The organism is Bacillus sp. F56, from assembly GCF_001748205.1.
Lineage (GTDB): Bacteria > Bacillota > Bacilli > Bacillales > Bacillaceae > Bacillus > Bacillus stercoris.
In genome coordinates this window covers 18,973-36,598 of sequence record NZ_BDFC01000013.1, presented here as the reverse complement: position 1 = coordinate 36,598, position 17,626 = coordinate 18,973, and the positions used below count along the sequence as shown (strand labels likewise).

Here is a 17,626-nt window from a genome sequence, read left to right as displayed (position 1 = left end):
TACAATTTAGATATACGACGGAAAGGAGTTTTGCCTGATGAGTCAAAGAGTGTCCTACTATGAGATTGCACCTGAAGGTATGAAAATCATGATGGATATGGAGAAATACACGAAACAATCCTCAATTAACCGAACTACGAGAGAACTAATCAAAATCAGAGTTTCTCAACTAAACGGCTGTGCCTTCTGCATAGATATGCATACTTCCGATGCCCGTAAAATGGGAGAAACTGAACAGCGAATTTACTGTTTACATGCTTGGAATGAATGTGATTTTTACTCCCCTGAAGAGAAAGTTGCTCTCGAACTGTCTGAACACATCACGCTCATTCCATCTAAAAGGGTTCCTGATGAGCTATATCATCGGGTGCGGGAACATTATGATGAAAAACAATATGTTGACCTTGTTCTCATCATTAATCAAATAAACAGCTGGAACCGCATCTCTATTGCAATGGGGAATCGAGCTGCTTCAAAATAAGAAGAAGGAGTAAGATTAGAACGAATCTTACTCCTTCTCCTGGATATCGTGCCGCATCACCATGTGTTTCCGTTTCAAAATCCTAAAGCTTCACGTTTAGGTGCTTTTCAAACGCAATTTTCCCGCTTTGTGTAATCCTAATCGCTCTCGTTTTAGGCATACGAACGATCCATTCTTCTTCTAACATGCGCATCAATAGGGCGTTTCCTAATGCTCCTGCAATATGATGCTGCCGTTCACTCCAATCCAAACAGCAGCGGGCAAAGGCTCTCCTCTTATTCCGTTGTTGCTCTTCATTGATGCCTAACTTCGAAAAGAATAAAGCACCCTCTGAAGTCACCTCAAAGTTTAAACCAACTTTTTTTAACATCCCCTGCTCAACTAGTGAATGTGCCATTTGCACGCCCACATAACCTGCCAAATGATCATAACAGGTACGGGCGAAATGCAAGTCCTTTTTCTCTTTTGACTCTTTTAAAGATTTGACTTTACCTTCAGGCGCAATATGAAGCAATTGTTCAATCATGTTGGCAGCATCTGAGTTAGACAATCTGTAATACCGATGTCTTCCATGCTTTTCTACGCTAATCAGCTTCGCATCAAGCAATTTATTCAGGTGAAAACTTGCGGTTTGAGGTTTAACGTTAGCGAGATATGCAAGCTCTCCCGCAGGGTGTATCCTTCCATCCATTAGACTCAAAAGTATGGAAGAACGCGAGGGATCTGATAGCAACGAAGAGATTTTTGCAATATTAGGATTCATGGTTTTCCTCCTTACATTCATATTTCGATGATAGTTGAAATGTTAATCCTTTACAATATAAATGTAAGCATGACAAGGAGGAATAGCGTTGGACATTAAAAAGCGAGACAATCTTCGTTTTAAAGAAATCAAGCCAAAGATCATGTATTATGGAACCTCGACATTTCTTCTAACCACGTTGAATGAGGATGGAACCACCAATATCAGTCCTATGTCTTCTTCTTGGGCTCTTGGACATTATATAATCCTTGGAGTAGGACTGGGCGGAAAAGCCATCGACAATTTGGAAAGACACAAAGAGTGTGTCATAAACTTGCCTGGCCCGGATTTATGGGAAAACGTAGAAAAAATTTCATCTTATAGCGGAAAAAAAAGTATACCGCCTTTAAAGAAGCAGCTCGGATTTACATATAAAAAAGAAAAATACGAGGCAGCAGGGTTAACGCCTTTACAATCAAAAACAGTATCACCAACACGAATTAAAGAATGCCCTATCCAAATCGAAGCCGAAGTGAAACATATTCGGATTCCAGAATATGATCAATCATTTGCCATTGTAGAGACGCAGGCACTGCACTTTCATGCCGATGAAAGTATTATACTGGACGAAAACCATATCAACCCCTCCAAATGGAGCCCACTGATCTATAATTTCAGACATTACTTTGGTTTAGGAAGAGAAGTCGGAAAGACCTTTCGTTCAGAGACATGATTATTTTAAGACCGAACCATGATTTGGTTTATTCTAGTAACTCTTGTTATTATCAGATCAAGCGATCTTTAGGCTTGATCTCTTTTTTAGTGAAACATCCATTTAAGGATATAAAAGTTACTTACTTGCCAATTCTTTTACCATCAAACCCAACTCATAAATCCCTTTTTGAAGGTCTTCAAGAGTTGCATAAGCATATGATAAGCGAATATAATTCCCTTTTTCCTGAGCATAGATACTGCCGAGATTGAGTAGAATCCCTTTTGATAAGGCTTTAGTATAAAGTAATTTCATTGATATGGAAGGCAATATTTTTATCCAGACAAAAAACCCCCCTTTTGGGATATTCCATGTCGCCACATCTTTCAAATGAGTTTCTAAAGCACTCAAGGCCAATTCTCTTCTCACCTTTAAATGCTGCCTAACCTTTTCTACATGCTGCTGGTATTGGCCGGAAGTAAACCACTCCGCCGCTACTCTTTGGGATAGCGAACTGGATCCGTAATCTGTTTGCATTTTAATGTCAGATAAACGTTCAATCACCGGTTCCGGTCCGACGATCCATCCAATCCTCAAACCTGGGCTTAAAGTTTTCGATAAACTTCCTATATACAGTACATGTCCATTTTTATCAATTGTTTTAATAGGATATGGCGGAATTTCATCGATCCATAACTCACGATAAATGTCATCTTCAATAATAGGAAGCTGTGTATTCTCACTTACTGCTAGGATTTCTTCCCGCCGCTTTTTAGACATAAGAATACCAGTCGGATTGTGAAAACATGGATTTGTATATAAGATAGCCCTTCCACGCTCTCCTCTTGTTAAATGAACATTTTCAGGCAAAAGTCCTTCATTATCCATAGGAAGTCCAGTCAGCTTCATACCAGCTGATTGAAATACGTGTAATGAATAAAGGTAGGAGGGCTGATCAAGATATACGGTTGATCCTCTTTGTAACAGCCCCATTGATATCAGCTGCAAGGCTTGCAATGCTCCTGAGACAATCAGAATGGAAGAAGATGAGACGTTGATTCCAATGATTTTTAAATAGTTGCTCAATGCCTCCCTCAAAGGTAAGTAACCTTTTGGTTCTTCATATCCGAATGCCTCCATGTGTTGAGATACCTTCCCCATCATCTCTTTCATAACAGCCAAAGGAAAAATCTCAGCTGAAAGTTCACCTTTACTGAGCTGTATAAGATCTGTATTTGATTCTGATTGATTGATCTCTTGAACGATTTTTCGGCTTGGCATCTGAATGCCAGAGGTGACATATCGATCCCAATCGGGAGCAGAATTCTTAGCCATCAGTGTCCATGTGTTGTTGATAACAACTGTGCCTTTCCCCATTGTGCCTTCTATTAACCCATCGGCCATCAATTCCTCTAAGGCTGTAATCACTGTGCTCCGATTCACCTGAAAATCTTTTGCAAGCGTGCGCTGGCTTGGAATCTTGCTTCCAATCGGCCACTCTCCATTTCCTATTTTCTCTTTAATAAAATGAACGATTTGTCTGTACTTAGGGAGCTTTTTCATCTTTTTTTCTTCTGGAAAGCTCATAAAATCGGTCTCCTTAAAATAAATTGGTTGGGTCAAAATCCGTTTAACTGGTTGAAGCCATATCACCAAATCTTTATTAATATAAAAACACATTAAATAACTGGTTGGTTTTTGTAAAGAGGAGAGGGGAATATGCAAAAGAAAACAGTTCAATTGATCACCTCAAACAGTCTGATGATCTGTTTATGGGCATCTGCTTTTCCGGGAATTCGCGCAGGTCTGGAAGGGTACACACCAGAACACCTTGCTTTATTTCGCTTGTTAATCGGCTCTATGGCATTATTGCTTTTTGCTGTTTTGACTCGGATGCGCCTACCCGACTTGAAAGACATTCCTGCCATTTTTCTTTTAGGGTTTTTAGGTTTTGCACTCTATCACATTTTGCTGAACATTAGTGAAAAAACAGTTAGTGCCGGAGTTGCAAGCTTACTCGTTACTACAGCACCGATCTTCTCAGCCATGCTATCCCGCCTGTTTTTTAGAGAGCATTTTGGATTTGCGAAATGGATTGGCTCTATGATCAGTTTATTGGGTGTGTCATTGATTGCATTTGGGTCTGGAGACTATACTTATTCAATGAAAGGTATTTTGTTCATCCTGCTGGCCGCTTTTTCGGAGAGTATTTATTTCGTTTTTCAACCCCGCTATATAAAAAAATATGGATTTATCCGATTCGTTACATTTTCAATTTGGGGCGGAACAATACCTATGCTTATGTTTCTGCCAGGCTTAGGCGGAGAGATGATAAACGCCTCTACGAACGCAACATTGTCAATTGTTTATTTAGGTTTATTGCCAACAGTTGTGCCATACTTTGCCCTTGCATATGTCACTTCACTCGTCGGGGCTTCAGAAGCAACCCTTTCACTTTATGTTACACCCGCTTTAGCCTTGGTCATATCTTGGATTTGGATCGGCGAGATACCCACATTGATCTCTCTGCTCGGCGGAGTGGTTACAGTTGGCGGGGTATGTTTTACCTACCTAAAAGTAAATAAAATGAATAAAATTTTCATCACCCATTTTTCTGCTAAAAGGATTAAAAAACTCTAAAACAAAAAAGATACCAACATCGTTTGGTATCTTCTTTAAAGGCTCTTTCTTAAGATTATCCAGAAAAGTAAATAGAGTATTCAGTTACCGGCTTAAATCCTAGTTTAGCTGCTAATGCAATGGACGATTTGTTGCAAACATCACAATCCCAGCCAGGAACAATCCCATTTTCCATACAAAACGCTATAAACCTATTTGCTACGCAATAAGCTAAGCCCAGTCCTCTGTATTCTTCAAGTGTATAGATATCCATTTCCGCTAATCCATGCCCTACAAATATAGAAGTACACTCACTTACTACATGATTGCCATGTAATACTGCAAATCCAAAGCCTTTTGAAGAAAACTGTGAGACAGAATCCCAATACTCCTCATAATAAGCGCTGTTAAAAGCTGTGCTGTTTGACATGATGTCTTCATCTATTCTTTTCAATACAAGCCCCTTTGGAAGTTCAAAAGGCGGTTTAGAGGGTTTTTGCCGAAAAGAAAATGCCATTCTCCTCATTTGGTTCATGTCATCTTTCAATATGGTTTTCAGTACGCTATCCCATCGATCACTGGAAGAAAACAGGGTAAATCGTTTTGTTGATTTCGCTTGTTTTTCATAATATTCAGCAATGAAATCATTAAAAACTTGATTCCCCGGGTCTCCCGCAAGAAAATAAATGCCTGATTTCGTTCCTATAAAAAACGATCTAGCAAATGTTTGGTCATCTACATAAACAACTCCCGGAATGGCTTGGTCTAATATTGAATAGACAAATGTGGGACAATATTTGTCAGCAAACGTTGTTTTTAAGCTGCTATATTTTTCTTTCGTTAATTCCTTCAAACAAACAACCCCTTTACAACTCTTCTCCTTCATGATTCTGTTAACAAAATCAATTTTCCTCCGTCACAAGCTAAATAACTTCTCTGTTACGGATCTCAGACAAATGAAAACAAAAAACAGGTCTCTGCACTCAGCTCGCAGACACCTGTTGAACAGCACATTTATTCCCCAGTTTCAGCAAACGGTTTTAAACGGTCACCAATTTCAGCACGGACTCTTTGGAAAAACGTCTTCTGTTCCGTGTGCTTTTGCCGGATCATCAAACCCCCAATTTATCTGCTGCACCCCGCAGAGTGTAACAACGAAATCAGCATTGTTTAAAATGTTCGGATCAATGATATCCGTTGTTGATTTGAAATATCAATCCCTGCTTCTTTCAATGGCTTTGACAGCATTCGGATGTCATCTATGAACTTCGATTGCTGCGCTGTACACATTCCACTTGTCTCCAAGTATTTCCCCCCCACCCTTCAGCCATTTGGCTGCGGCAAGAGTTACCTGTGCAATGTTTTCCTTGATATATTGACTTGTCCTTTTAGAAACAAGAATGGATGATCAGCAGCCAAATATACAGGCCGACAAGTGTGATCAATAAAGTGGGTATCGTGAGGATAATTCCTGTTTTAAAATACGTGCCCCAGGAAATCTTCATACCTTTTTGCGAAAGGACATGAAGCCATAATAATGTCGCCAAGGAACCAATCGGCGTTATTTTGGGCCCTAAATCTGAACCGATCACATTTGCATAAATAAGCGTTTCTCTCATCATCCCATGTGTATCTGTACCGGCAATAGCCAATGCGTCAATCATAACAGTCGGCAAGTTATTCATAATGGAAGAAAGAATGGCCGCAATAAAGCCCATTCCAATTGTCCCGGCAAACATCCCGTGATCAGCTGCGGCTTGAATGACGTCTGAAAGGACATCAGTTAATCCGGCATTTCGGACACCATACACAACAACATACATGCCAATTGAAAAGAATACGATAGCCCATGGCGCTTCTTTCACCACTTTCTTTGTATGGACGGCCGGACTCTTTTGCGCAGCGATTAAAAAAATGATTGCAATACTGCCAGCTACCATTGATACAGGGATAGATAAAAATTCACTTACAAAATATCCAACCACCAGGAGCCCCAAGATATACCACGATAGTCTGAACATGTTTTGATCTTTAATCGCTTCAATAGGTTTCTTCACCTCAGACAGATCATAACGTTTTGGTATGCTTTTTCTAAAGAAAAGGTAAAGCACAATGATGCTCGCCAGCAGCGAAAACAAGTTCGGGACAATCATTCTGGATGCATATTCAATAAATGTAATATGAAAATAATCCGCTGAAACGATGTTGACCAAATTGCTCACTACTAATGGAAGCGAGGTCGTATCTGCAATGAATCCGCTGGCAATGATAAAAGGAAAAACTAATTTTTCATTGAAATGTAATGCTCTGACCATCGCTAATACAATTGGTGTCAATATAAGAGCGGCGCCGTCATTTGCAAATAACGCAGCGACGATAGCTCCTAATATAGATACATAAACGAACATCCGCACACCGTTTCCTTTTGCAGCCTTAGCCATATGAAGCGCTGCCCATTCAAAGAAACCGATATTATCAAGAATTAACGATATCAGTATGATAGCCACAAAAGCCAATGTCGCATTCCAAACAATCCCTGTCACAGTTAACACATCATGAAAATTGACAACACCTGCTACTAGAGCTAAAGCTGCGCCTCCACAGGCTGACCACCCTATAGATAAATTTTTCGGCTGCCATATGACCAATACTAGAGTTAATAAAAAGATGAATACCGCCAAAATCATTGATGTCAATCTAATGCCTCCTTACTGGCAACACGCTTGAGTTTCCTTTTGTTTGATGTGGTTTAACAATTCACCCTCCTGATCGATTTGATGTAAGATCAATTGCAATGTATCAAACTCAGGACATGAACCATTTATTGAATAATAACGCCATTGGCCTCTTCTGTCCTCATTCATAAACCCTGCGTTTTTTAATTTTCGCAAATGCTGGCTTATGGCGGGCTGGCTTATTTCGAACATATCAACCAATTGACAGACACGATATTCTTGTTCAAGAAATCATTTCATCATTATAAGCCTTGTTTGATCACTAAGTGTTTTTAAACAGCGAGTCATCAAGTCATATGCACTCGTCCTTCTCAACTCGTTATAAAAGCAACAAATGTCTATACATTCCCCTTTACGTTTTTTTATACAGCGCTCTGTTTGTCTAAACGAAAGCATAAGCATGAGTCTCTCCCCGCGTTTTTTAGCGCCTCCGCCATTATATAAACTATTATTTATATAAACAATCCCTTATATTTGGAACATCAAGGCTTTTTGATTCCTTAACACCAACCTCATTCTGAAAACCCTTTGCATTGCTTCATTACACATTCGATTTGATTATTAAGATATAGGACCGGCTGTTTTCAATCATGATCCAGATCATGATAAAAATGAGACGATTTCAAGTTGCAGGGAGTGGTCATTCAGCCAAAGCTGAAAATAGACGGATCATCCGGTCATAAAAAAACAGGCCTCTTTAGAGACCTGTTTTATACTGCAAGTATTTTCTCCATTGCCATGACATCTACAAAATGGCCGTTGATTTCTCCCTGTTCTTTGAAGGCTTTCTGTACCAAATCTTTCACGTAGCTTGAACTCCCTTAAACGCATTCATCACCAAATCATGCACATAGGAGTCATTCACCTCGTCCCCTGTTATAAGCAGACGATAGAAAATCGGTCCGTATATGAGATCTATACTTACTTCAATATCAAGATTCTCTCTCAATTCACCTTTTTGAATTCCCTTTTCTAGAAGGCCTTTCGCTTGGAGGCGGCGAGGCTGGAAAAATCGTGTGCGATATTCTTCTGCCAATTTTTCATCCAACTGCCCTGCCCCTATTAATTCCTTAATAACGGTTCCTTCCCTGCTTGTCAAAAACCTTGCTAAATTCGTGGCGTGGGTTACTATATCATGTACTGACGACCCTGTATCAGGCACAGGCAGCCTGTCCGTCGCGGTCGAAAGAAAGCTGTCCATGATAACGGCAGCCTTGTTAGACCACCATTTATAAATCGTTGCTTTACTCACTTTCGCACGCTCGGCAATTTTATCGACTGTCACCGCATCGAAGCCTTTTTCCAGCAATAGGTCATAGGCTGCAGAGAGAATCGCCTTATGCGTTCCTTCATCACGCGGCCGCCCTCGTTTACTCTGCACATAAATCATTCCTTCCCGAAATATAAACGATACGTTCAGTATACTTAACCGGAATAAAAAAAGAAAACAGAAACCCATTTACAAAACTAAACGTTTAGTATATTATTTTCCTTAATAAACAAAACTAAACGTTCAGTTTAGAAATTAACATGAGAGAAGTCATGTTACACTCAAAAACCACTTAAAAAGGAGTTCATTCTTATGGCTAATGGAAACAAACAAGCAGGTCAGAAGATCTCACCCAGTTTAACCCTTCTTCTCGCAACAGCATGCGGTATCATTGTTGCTAATCTTTACTATGCACAACCCTTGGTCGGATTAATTAGTAAGGCAATTGGACTTTCTCCAAGCAGTGCTGGATTGATTGTCACACTAACCCAAATCGGATACGTTGCTGGCTTACTATTTCTTGTCCCTTTAGGAGATATTATCGAAAACAAAAAACTTGTCGTTGCATCGCTCCTTCTAAGCGCAGCGGCTTTGACACTAACAGCATTTGTGAAGCATGGAGCACTATTTTTAGCAGCTTCATTTTTCATCGGATTGGGGTCAATCGCAGCCCAGGTGCTTGTTCCATTTGCATCATACCTTGCATCAGACGCTGCACGAGGCCGGGTTGTTGGCAATGTCATGAGCGGCTTATTACTCGGTATTATGCTTTCCCGGCCGATATCCAGTCTAGTCGCTGATATCTGGGGGTGGAATGCAATATTTGCTTTGTCCGCCGTGGTAAGTGTTGCCCTGGCCATCGTATTATCAAAAGTGCTTCCTGCCAGAAAACCAACAGCCAATACAAACTATACGGCATTACTCGGTTCAATGTGGAAGCTGCTGCGCACGACTCCAGTCTTACGCCGCCGTGCCATCTATCATGGATTTGTATTTGGAGCTTTCAGCTTGTTTTGGACGACTGTTCCTTTATTATTGTCCGGTCCTGCTTTTCATTTTTCTCAGAAGGCAATAGCACTCTACGCATTGGTAGGCATTGCGGGTGCAGTCGCTGCACCAATAGGCGGCCGTCTGGCTGATCGCGGCTTGACCAGGATTGCCACTGGAATCGCTCTCGGTGTTGTCATTGTCTCTTTATTACTGCCGCTCATGATTCAGAGCAGCTCCCCCTTCGGCATAACAGTTCTAGTGGCTGCCGCTATTCTGTTAGATATGGGCGTATCTGCAAACCTTGTGCTCAGTCAACGTGCCATTTTTTCGTTGGCGCCTGAAATTCGCAGTCGATTAAACGGATTATTCATGGCAATCTTCTTTCTAGGCGGTGCTATAGGGTCATCTATTGGAGGATGGGCATATGCCACAGGCGGGTGGAGTACAGCATTATGGATTGGTATCGCTTTTCCGGTCATCGCTTTGCTTTATTTCGCCACAGAGAAATAATCTTTCACCAAAATGGCTTATTTTTGGCAGAAAAAATACCAAGGGTTTTGACACCCTTGGTATTTCTATAATTCAGGCCTTCACCGGTTACACCCACAAAACCCTCAAGAGTGTTTTTGATTATATGTACCGGCGGCATGTCAGTTACCGCTTTTTTCTAATGATGATTGAGATTTCTAAAATTGCTGCCCTTCACTTCAGCTACATCATACACGGTAACAAAGGCAGTTTTATCAATATCATTAATAATTTCCTTTAGTTTGGTCTCTTCTAAGCGGTTGATGACACATGTGATTTCTTTAAATTTCTCGTGGGAAAAACCCCCGTAAGCTTCTTTATATGTGGCGCTTCGGCCTAATTGTTCACGTATTGTCTCTACCATTAATGCGGGTTCTGTTGTAATGATTTGGAAGGTTTTGGACCCGCTTAAACCTTCCTCAACAACATGAATCACTTTGGATGCAATGTAGTAAGCAATGACTGAAAGCAATGCCCCTTGTAAGCCAAATACTGTGGAAACAAAAATAAACACAAAAAGGTTTAAGAATAGGATGAGATCGCTCGTTCCAAACGGCAGTTTTCGGGATAGCAGCACAGCAAGCATGTCAATGCCATCTAATGCACCTCCATTACGCAGCGCCAGCCCCATTCCGAATCCAAGGATAATCCCGCCGACAACGGTAATTAACAGGGTATCTCCTTCTATGATAGCGGGTGTGTGGTGGAAAAAGCTTGTCCCCGCGGCAAGCGATATGATTCCGATAATTGATAATAATGCAAAGCTTTTCCCAATTTGCTTATATCCTAACCAGACAAATGGAATATTGATAACCGCAATCAAAATCCCCAGCGGCAAGTTGAAGAGCTGTGAACCAACGATGCTAAGACCCGTTACCCCTCCATCAGATACACTGTTTGGAATGAGTACTGTTTCTAGTCCATATGCCGCTATGATTCCTCCAATGATAACCATGATGATTTGGAAAATCATTTTCGCTTTAAATTTCTTATGTTTTTTGGGTGTATTCATACCATTCCTCATTTCTCTTATATTTCGTTATATTTAAATATACCATAATAGTTATTTTCAGCTAAAAACATGCGTTTTTTTAAATAAAGTAATTAACAGTAAGGTAACCCTCTTTGAATGAGAACATTCATGTACGCGGCCGAGAGAACTTGCCCCCTCAGATTTACCCGCCAGGCCCTTCAAACCTCAACACCGAAAATCCTGGTTTATTCTGATATGATACTTAAAAAAGGAGGGTTAATGACAATGAATAATCTTTGCCGCAGTAAACAAGCCCCGTTTGAATACACCTTATCTCTTATAGGGGGAAAATGGAAAATGAGAATTCTCTATGAGTTAGGGTGTGAAAAAACGATGAGATACGGCGAGCTGAAAAGGGCTATGCCCTCCATTACCCATAAAATGTTAAGCGCACAGCTTAAAGAGCTGCAAACTGACGGCCTTATTCATCGGTCTGAGGTTTCTCAAACACCTCTGAAGGTAGAGTATTCGTTATCTGACAGAGGGCTGTCTTTGTATCCCCTTATAGATGAAATGTGTAAGTGGGGAATGGCACAAAGAATGCCTCATACGTAAAAGCTACTTACAAAAAAGTGCGTACTTGTTTCCCAATGAGAGGAATTTTATACTGAATGAAAATATTTCTTAGGAGGAAAAAATGACAAAACAAGTCTATATCATTCATGGCTACAGAGCCTCCTCAACAAATCATTGGTTCCCTTGGCTGAAAAAACGTCTGCTCGCAGATGGGGTCCAAGCAGACATTTTAAACATGCCTAATCCGTTTCAGCCAAAACTTGAGGATTGGCTGGATACACTCTCTTTATATCAGCACACTTTACACGAAAATACGTATTTGGTTGCGCACAGCTTAGGGTGCCCCGCCATTTTGAGATTTTTAGAACATATTCAATTACGAAAACAGCTTGGCGGAATCATCCTTGTTTCCGGCTTTGCCAAATCGTTGCCCACTTTACAGATGCTAGATGAATTTACACAGGGATCGTTTGATCATCAAAAAATCATCGAGTCCGCGAAGCACCGTGCTGTCATTGCTTCTAAGGACGACCAAATTGTGCCTTTTTCATTCAGCAAGGATCTGGCACAACACATTGACGCTGCGTTATATGAAGTTCAGCACGGAGGTCATTTTCTAGAAGATGAGGGATTTACTTCTTTGCCTATTGTTTATGATGTTTTAACCTCTTATTTTTCAAAAGAAACTTGCTAAAATCTTTCGCCTGCTTTAGGAAAGCGGGCTTTCTGAGTTATCGTTTTATCAATACGGATAATTCACCTTCAAATACTTTTTCTTCTTTTTGATTATAAGTAGATAACAATACAGTGAGTATTCCCAATCCATTTCTCTTTGGCTGCTTATCAATAACTTCAACAATTGTAAACAATTCATCATCCGGATATACGGGTTTTATGAATGTCATATGATTCATCTCTGTTCCGGCTATAATATCGTCTCCATAGAAACCTTCTTCAATCCAAAGTTTAAAAGATATGGCCAGTGTTTGTATGCCCGAAGCGATAATTCCATTAAACCTGCCTTTATTCGCTTTTTCTTCATCAACATGCATATACTGAGGGTCAAATTCACCCGCAAACCGCATAATATCATCTTTTGTTACTTTTAATGATTTCGTTTTGAAAATCTGGCCAATTGTAAACTCATCTAACTTCATTCTTACACCTCTATTTTTTCAATTATCTATGTTTAGTTTAGCACTGTGATGAGCAAATCAAAAACTCTGGTTTTCGTTTAAGAGAATGGAATGACGCAAGGCTTATCATAGACTGGAAACTGAACATCTCTCAACACTTAATCGTCACTTGGGTTTTTCGCAAAACTGAAAGCTCCCTCATATCTCCCAAGCGGCTTTGAGTTTTTTTATGCCTTCTCTTATGTCTGATTCAGACACCCCTGCAAATCCAAGTGAGATCCTTTTTACAGGAGGATGATGTTGATAAGAAGGAGAAACAGGATAAACTTTTACGCCATGTTTTTTCGCCTTCTCAATTAACTCTTTTTCACCAAACGGCAAATAAACGTCAAGTAAGATACGAAGTCCAGAGTTTTCTCCGCGAATCCTAACATGCTCTCCTAACTCCCTTTGCACTGCCTCTAATACAATGGCTCTTTTTTTACGGTAAAGTTTTCTCATTCTGTTGATGTGTTTCTGCCACTCTCCATTTTTTATAAATTCAGCTAGCGTTAACTGACTGTGGCAGGACACTGTCTGCTTATATAAGGACGTGATTTCATGGCCTTTTTTTAAAAGAGGCAAAGGAAGAATCATATAACTGATACGCAGCGAGGGCAAAAGAGACTTAGAAAAAGTGCCCATATAAATGACGCGGTTATGCTGATCAAGCCCCTGCAGAGAAGGAACCGGCTGTCCTGTGTACCTAAATTCCCCGTCATAGTCATCCTCTATGATAAAGGATTGATTTTCAGCCGCCCATTTGAGGAGCTGAATTCTTCTATTGATCGTCATGATTGTTCCCAGCGTAAATTGATGGGAAGGTGTGGCATATACAAGATTTGGCTGCTGTTCTTTGATCTTCTGTATACAGATTCCTTCATCATCAACTGGTATTGGAACAATCTTCATGCGATTGGCTTCAAAAATCTTGCGTGCTCTTGGATAACCAGGGTCCTCATATCCCATAGAAATATTCGGCTCAAAAACTTGGCACAAGATTTGCAGAAGAATAGGGTTCCCGGCACCTATAATCACTTGTTCAGGGGCACAATGAACTCCCCGAGATTGATACAAGTACTCTGCAATGAGTGTTCTCAGCTCAAACTCCCCTAACACATGTCCCGGCCGATAAAGCTCGTGTCCATATCGGTCCAAACTATTGACCATGCTTTTTCTCCATGCGGAAAAAGGGAAGTAAGAAGAATCTACATTTCCATAGTGAAAATCAATCCATTGTTTGCTTTCTTCTGTTTCTTGTTGAATGGGTGCTGTGGTTGGCATTCTGCCATAGGCAAAATCAGAATTATGATAATCAGCAAACCACCCGCTTCTTGGCTTGCTCACAATATAGCCCTCAGCAGCGAGCTGTTCATAGGCACGTTCTACAGTCGTTTGACTGATGGAAAGCTGATTCGCCAGGAGCCTTTTTGAAGGAAGCTTCATTCCTTTTTGAATACGGCCCTGATGCATATTTTCTTTAAAATACCGATAAAGCTGCTGATAAAGCGGACTATCCAGATTTCTATTCAAAAAAGGCGTGATATCCATTTGCACATTGTTCTCCTAACTGGTATGCATTTTTTTATGAAAACTGGCCGTTTAAAAAAGGCCAATTCCAGTTTATAGTCATTGTAATCCTTAGCTACCGGCTTTGTTAAGAAAATACAGACAATGAACAAGAAACATATGTGGAGTGATTATAATGAACAAAACAACAAATGGCTGGATAAATGGTTTTATAGGCGTACTCATTTTCAGCGGCTCGCTGCCTGCGACCCGTATGGCTGTGTTAGACTTCGATCCGTTATTTCTCACCGTTTGCCGTGCTGCGATAGCTGGTGTACTGGCGGGAGGTCTCCTTCTCATCTTCCGGCAGCAGCATCCTGCCAAAAGAGACCTCATTTCATTGTTAGTGGTCGCGTTCGGCGTAGTGGTTGGTTTCCCGTTGCTGACAGCTTTAGCGCTTCAGCATGTCACATCCGCACACGCCATTGTCTTCATTGGACTCCTTCCACTCGCAACGGCGGTTTTCGGCGTACTGCGCGGGGGTGAACGCCCTCAGCCCGTCTTCTGGATTTTCTCAGCTGCCGGCAGCTTGCTGGTAGCAGGTTTCGCCCTGATTCAAGGGGGAGGTTCATCTCCGCTAGGCGATGTGTACATGCTGGCTTCTATTGTCGTATGCGGTCTCGGTTATGCAGAAGGGGCAAGGCTTTCACGGCGTCTGGGGAATTGGCAGGTGATCTCATGGGCACTCGTTCTGTCGCTTCCTCTTATGCTGCCATTGTCGTTCTTTTTTACACCAGACTCCTGGTCGGGCATCGGCGTTCCCGCGCTGCTCAGTCTTGCATATGTATCCTTATTCAGCATGCTGATCGGCTTCGTGTTCTGGTATCGAGGTCTTGCCCAAGGGGGGATTGCGGCGGTTGGGCAGCTCCAGCTTCTCCAGCCTTTTTTTGGATTGCTGCTTGCCTCAGTGATTCTGCACGAGAAAGTGGGCTGGACACTCGTAGCAGTAAATATCGCTGTTATCATATGCGTCGCTGCTGCTCGGCGATTTGCAAAGTAAGGCAGACCTTTAGCGTAAACCTCAATAATACATGAAGGCATAAAAATACCAGGGGCCAGCAACCCTTGGTATTTTGTATGCGGTCGAGGCGGATAAGGCATATCGTATTTGTTTTGCATTTATATCCCACTCTACATTCAAAACCTGAAGAAAAAAGGGACAAAACTTCTAAAGAATTCTTAAGTTTTGGCGATGCTATTTAAGATCGCTTCCTCTTCTTAAACCGTTTTAACATCCTATCTATTCCATGGTAATATTTAGATAGATAAAACTTATATATGAAGCTGACTTGAATTAATGGAGAGGAATGAAAGAATGAAGAAACGCAGAATGATATGTTATTGCAATACTGCCCTGCTGCTCATGATTTTACTTGCTGGATGTACGGGCAGTAAGGATGAAGAAGCACATCAACCTTCAAATCAAGCTTCTGCTGTACAATCTGACGAAAAACACACTGAGACTGAAGACAGCACCAAAATACGCAAGGATGAATCCGAGCTAAAAACAGGATCAGAAGAACCCGCAACAAAAGCTTCAAATGAGACCACTTCAGAAGAAGAGAAAAGCAAAGAAGACAATGTATTGGCAGCATACTCTTCTGAGAAAATCGAATATGCCAGAGTTTGGCTTCAACTTGGACCCAATCAAGAGATAGATGAATTAAATGTTCGGCATATTTCAGCTGGTGAGCCAATTAACCCTAATGATGATACAAGTGCCAGCTATCCAGAAGATGTGACCCAGTTAGCAGGTTCTCGTTTAGTGGATGGATCAGTCACTTATCATGGTAATGGGGATGGCACGATTCATGTATACAATGTGCCTTTACGCTGGGATTCCGCTGATCATCTCGAAAAAGGCGTCATGCGGGAAGTGACTGAGAGTATCATAAAAAACACAAAAAAAGTGTACGTTGATACAGGCGATGATGAAAAAATCAAGCGGCTCATTACTATCATGATGATTCATTAAACAGTTTACGTTTGCCTGCACCTGACTAATTCATAATGGGCAGATAAGAAAAAACAAGCATCTTACTATGCTTGTTTTTTCTTCTATAGAAACTATCCTATTAAGCTGCGTTTGCCTATATAGGCACTGTTTATCGTCGTTCGAATAGATCATTCCTAATCCTTTAATCCCTTTCCATCGAGAATTTTTTGCACATATTTTTCAACTCTTGATTCTCGGGTTTTGGATTGTTTGGCTTGAGAAAAATAAAGAGTGTATGCTCTTTGCCGTCCCGGGGTCAATGCTTCAAAAGCAGTTTTCAATTCAGGGATTTCATCGAATTTATTTTGAAGTTCTTCAGGAATGCTCAATTCAATATTGTTGTTAACTTCCACCTTCAAACCCGCTTTTTCAACTTCAATGGCTTCTTGAATATAGGCTTTCAAAATGGTTTCCATCTCATTTATTTCCTGAACACTGGTAAACCGAATCTGGCGCGCCGCCTGTACATTCTCCGTTTGTTGAATAAGAATTCCGTGGGCATCCTGTAATAAGGCACCTTTGTGAAACAGAAGCGCACAATATTCTTTAAAACCGTGTATTAAAACGACATTTTTATTATTGTATGTGTAACAAGGATGCATCCACTTAAAATCTTCAGTCAGCTCACAGTCAAGAATGATGGCTCTCAACTTCTCAAATTCTTCCTTCCACTTTTTCGCTTTATTTAAAAAATCATCAACCTTCGGATTCGTTCTGCTATTTGTCATGAAGGAATTCCCCTCTTTCCAGGCATTTTTAATTAAGGCTTATTGGTTCCTCGTCTTCTATATGTTCCTGCTCTTATTATGTAATAGATTAAGCTGAAAGTGGAGATGATGCAACAACATAAAAAGAGAAGGCCCACATAGCCTTCTCACCTTGTTTTGTTCCCAATACATAAAGTCACTGCAACACTAGCTATACTGACTAAAGTGCCTGCAATAGAAACCATAATTGTCCAAAAACCATTGGGAATAAGAAATCCAATTGGAATGAGCCCCAGAAAAGTGAAAACGATAAAACATTGGTATACCCCTGATATGATTCTTACAACCCCGTTATCGAAAAAAGACATGGCTAATGGCGGGATAAATAAAAATACAACGATCCCAATTGAGATCAATAAGATAATAGGCTGCTCAAATGAAACGACGTGATCTCCAGGGGAGTCTTTGGCAGCCACTAAAACAGCAACGATGGACATCATTAATGTAACAAAAACAAGAGAAATTCTTTTTAACAACGTTATGACTCCTTCAC

The 17,626-nt window shown here is 40.8% G+C and carries 18 protein-coding genes and 2 pseudogenes; 8 read left to right on the top strand and 12 right to left on the bottom strand.

Annotated features, from left to right (window positions below; translation table 11 throughout):
- The first annotated feature begins 37 nt into the window (after positions 1 to 37).
- Positions 38 to 481, top strand: a complete 444-nt coding sequence (locus BFW96_RS19745) for a carboxymuconolactone decarboxylase family protein (RefSeq protein WP_069840375.1) — start codon at positions 38 to 40, stop codon at positions 479 to 481.
- Between the two features lie 82 nt (positions 482 to 563).
- Here BFW96_RS19745 and BFW96_RS19740 read toward each other — a convergent pair whose 3' ends face one another.
- Complete coding sequence (locus BFW96_RS19740) at positions 564 to 1,244, bottom strand: ArsR/SmtB family transcription factor (RefSeq protein ID WP_069840374.1); 681 nt, start codon at positions 1,242 to 1,244, stop codon at positions 564 to 566.
- A gap of 88 nt (positions 1,245 to 1,332) precedes the next feature.
- Here BFW96_RS19740 and BFW96_RS19735 point away from each other — a divergent pair, with 88 nt between their 5' ends.
- Complete coding sequence (locus BFW96_RS19735; protein ID WP_069840373.1) at positions 1,333 to 1,956, top strand: flavin reductase family protein; 624 nt, start codon at positions 1,333 to 1,335, stop codon at positions 1,954 to 1,956.
- A gap of 117 nt (positions 1,957 to 2,073) precedes the next feature.
- Here the strand turns inward: BFW96_RS19735 and BFW96_RS19730 are convergent, their stop codons facing one another.
- Complete coding sequence (locus BFW96_RS19730; protein WP_069840372.1) at positions 2,074 to 3,522, bottom strand: aminotransferase-like domain-containing protein; 1,449 nt, start codon at positions 3,520 to 3,522, stop codon at positions 2,074 to 2,076.
- Positions 3,523 to 3,654: 132 nt separating this feature from the next.
- On the opposite strand from BFW96_RS19730, the gene BFW96_RS19725 reads away from it, so the two are divergent.
- Positions 3,655 to 4,575: a DMT family transporter gene (locus tag BFW96_RS19725; protein ID WP_069840371.1), complete on the top strand. Its 921-nt coding sequence runs from the start codon at positions 3,655 to 3,657 to the stop codon at positions 4,573 to 4,575.
- 55 nt (positions 4,576 to 4,630) lie between these two features.
- Here the strand turns inward: BFW96_RS19725 and BFW96_RS19720 are convergent, their stop codons facing one another.
- The 5 genes and pseudogenes from BFW96_RS19720 to BFW96_RS19700 all read right to left on the bottom strand — a co-directional run bounded on the left by BFW96_RS19720 (position 4,631) and on the right by BFW96_RS19700 (position 8,670).
- Positions 4,631 to 5,440 (bottom strand): GNAT family N-acetyltransferase, encoded by an 810-nt coding sequence (locus BFW96_RS19720; protein WP_083252927.1) that lies wholly within the window; start codon positions 5,438 to 5,440, stop codon positions 4,631 to 4,633.
- 128 nt (positions 5,441 to 5,568) lie between these two features.
- Positions 5,569 to 5,885: pseudogene (locus tag BFW96_RS21320) on the bottom strand (arsenate reductase/protein-tyrosine-phosphatase family protein).
- 57 nt (positions 5,886 to 5,942) lie between these two features.
- Positions 5,943 to 7,250: an arsenic transporter gene (locus tag BFW96_RS19715; RefSeq protein ID WP_069840369.1), complete on the bottom strand. Its 1,308-nt coding sequence runs from the start codon at positions 7,248 to 7,250 to the stop codon at positions 5,943 to 5,945.
- Between the two features lie 12 nt (positions 7,251 to 7,262).
- Positions 7,263 to 7,577: pseudogene (locus BFW96_RS19710) on the bottom strand (ArsR/SmtB family transcription factor).
- 514 nt (positions 7,578 to 8,091) lie between these two features.
- Complete coding sequence (locus BFW96_RS19700; protein WP_080488103.1) at positions 8,092 to 8,670, bottom strand: TetR/AcrR family transcriptional regulator; 579 nt, start codon at positions 8,668 to 8,670, stop codon at positions 8,092 to 8,094.
- A gap of 201 nt (positions 8,671 to 8,871) precedes the next feature.
- Between BFW96_RS19700 and BFW96_RS19695 the strand changes: the two genes are divergently transcribed.
- Positions 8,872 to 10,059, top strand: coding sequence for an MFS transporter (locus BFW96_RS19695; RefSeq protein WP_069840368.1), 1,188 nt, complete (start codon positions 8,872 to 8,874; stop codon positions 10,057 to 10,059).
- Positions 10,060 to 10,216: 157 nt separating this feature from the next.
- Here BFW96_RS19695 and BFW96_RS19690 read toward each other — a convergent pair whose 3' ends face one another.
- Positions 10,217 to 11,089: a YitT family protein gene (locus tag BFW96_RS19690; protein WP_014662926.1), complete on the bottom strand. Its 873-nt coding sequence runs from the start codon at positions 11,087 to 11,089 to the stop codon at positions 10,217 to 10,219.
- A gap of 246 nt (positions 11,090 to 11,335) precedes the next feature.
- Here BFW96_RS19690 and BFW96_RS19685 point away from each other — a divergent pair, with 246 nt between their 5' ends.
- Together BFW96_RS19685 and BFW96_RS19680 are read left to right on the top strand one after the other, a co-directional pair.
- Positions 11,336 to 11,665, top strand: coding sequence for a winged helix-turn-helix transcriptional regulator (locus BFW96_RS19685; RefSeq protein WP_069840367.1), 330 nt, complete (start codon positions 11,336 to 11,338; stop codon positions 11,663 to 11,665).
- Positions 11,666 to 11,747: 82 nt separating this feature from the next.
- Positions 11,748 to 12,320, top strand: coding sequence for an alpha/beta hydrolase (locus BFW96_RS19680; protein WP_069840366.1), 573 nt, complete (start codon positions 11,748 to 11,750; stop codon positions 12,318 to 12,320).
- Positions 12,321 to 12,357: 37 nt separating this feature from the next.
- Here the strand turns inward: BFW96_RS19680 and BFW96_RS19675 are convergent, their stop codons facing one another.
- Positions 12,358 to 12,783: a MaoC family dehydratase gene (locus tag BFW96_RS19675; protein WP_069840365.1), complete on the bottom strand. Its 426-nt coding sequence runs from the start codon at positions 12,781 to 12,783 to the stop codon at positions 12,358 to 12,360.
- Between the two features lie 177 nt (positions 12,784 to 12,960).
- The gene (gene pdxR / locus BFW96_RS19670; RefSeq protein WP_069840364.1) at positions 12,961 to 14,352 is read right to left on the bottom strand and encodes a MocR-like pyridoxine biosynthesis transcription factor PdxR; all 1,392 of its coding nucleotides are present in this window, start codon (positions 14,350 to 14,352) and stop codon (positions 12,961 to 12,963) included.
- A 154-nt stretch (positions 14,353 to 14,506) separates the two neighbouring features.
- Here pdxR and BFW96_RS19665 point away from each other — a divergent pair, with 154 nt between their 5' ends.
- Complete coding sequence (locus BFW96_RS19665; protein WP_069840363.1) at positions 14,507 to 15,370, top strand: DMT family transporter; 864 nt, start codon at positions 14,507 to 14,509, stop codon at positions 15,368 to 15,370.
- Positions 15,371 to 15,685: 315 nt separating this feature from the next.
- Positions 15,686 to 16,345 carry a hypothetical protein gene (locus BFW96_RS19660; RefSeq protein ID WP_069840362.1) on the top strand — a complete coding sequence of 220 codons (660 nt, stop codon included), beginning with the start codon at positions 15,686 to 15,688 and terminating at the stop codon, positions 16,343 to 16,345.
- A 155-nt stretch (positions 16,346 to 16,500) separates the two neighbouring features.
- Here the strand turns inward: BFW96_RS19660 and BFW96_RS19655 are convergent, their stop codons facing one another.
- Positions 16,501 to 17,094 carry a YdeI/OmpD-associated family protein gene (locus BFW96_RS19655; protein ID WP_069840361.1) on the bottom strand — a complete coding sequence of 198 codons (594 nt, stop codon included), beginning with the start codon at positions 17,092 to 17,094 and terminating at the stop codon, positions 16,501 to 16,503.
- Between the two features lie 146 nt (positions 17,095 to 17,240).
- The gene (locus BFW96_RS19650; protein WP_014662918.1) at positions 17,241 to 17,609 is read right to left on the bottom strand and encodes a hypothetical protein; all 369 of its coding nucleotides are present in this window, start codon (positions 17,607 to 17,609) and stop codon (positions 17,241 to 17,243) included.
- Positions 17,610 to 17,626: the final 17 nt, after the last annotated feature.

Bases quoted from the DNA above. Each gene is read 5' to 3' on its own strand.
- BFW96_RS19675 (WP_069840365.1), bottom strand. From the start codon at position 12,783: ATGAAGTTAGATGAGTTTACAATTGGCCAGATTTTCAAAACGAAATCA.
- BFW96_RS19725 (WP_069840371.1), top strand. From the start codon at position 3,655: ATGCAAAAGAAAACAGTTCAATTGATCACCTCAAACAGTCTGATGATC.
- BFW96_RS19730 (WP_069840372.1), bottom strand. From the start codon at position 3,522: ATGAGCTTTCCAGAAGAAAAAAAGATGAAAAAGCTCCCTAAGTACAGA.
- BFW96_RS19685 (WP_069840367.1), top strand. From the start codon at position 11,336: ATGAATAATCTTTGCCGCAGTAAACAAGCCCCGTTTGAATACACCTTA.
- BFW96_RS19665 (WP_069840363.1), top strand. From the start codon at position 14,507: ATGAACAAAACAACAAATGGCTGGATAAATGGTTTTATAGGCGTACTC.
- BFW96_RS19740 (WP_069840374.1), bottom strand. From the start codon at position 1,244: ATGAATCCTAATATTGCAAAAATCTCTTCGTTGCTATCAGATCCCTCG.
- BFW96_RS19695 (WP_069840368.1), top strand. From the start codon at position 8,872: ATGGCTAATGGAAACAAACAAGCAGGTCAGAAGATCTCACCCAGTTTA.
- BFW96_RS19690 (WP_014662926.1), bottom strand. From the start codon at position 11,089: ATGAATACACCCAAAAAACATAAGAAATTTAAAGCGAAAATGATTTTC.
- BFW96_RS19660 (WP_069840362.1), top strand. From the start codon at position 15,686: ATGAAGAAACGCAGAATGATATGTTATTGCAATACTGCCCTGCTGCTC.
- pdxR (WP_069840364.1), bottom strand. From the start codon at position 14,352: ATGGATATCACGCCTTTTTTGAATAGAAATCTGGATAGTCCGCTTTAT.
- BFW96_RS19655 (WP_069840361.1), bottom strand. From the start codon at position 17,094: ATGACAAATAGCAGAACGAATCCGAAGGTTGATGATTTTTTAAATAAA.
- BFW96_RS19680 (WP_069840366.1), top strand. From the start codon at position 11,748: ATGACAAAACAAGTCTATATCATTCATGGCTACAGAGCCTCCTCAACA.
- BFW96_RS19745 (WP_069840375.1), top strand. From the start codon at position 38: ATGAGTCAAAGAGTGTCCTACTATGAGATTGCACCTGAAGGTATGAAA.
- BFW96_RS19720 (WP_083252927.1), bottom strand. From the start codon at position 5,440: ATGAAGGAGAAGAGTTGTAAAGGGGTTGTTTGTTTGAAGGAATTAACG.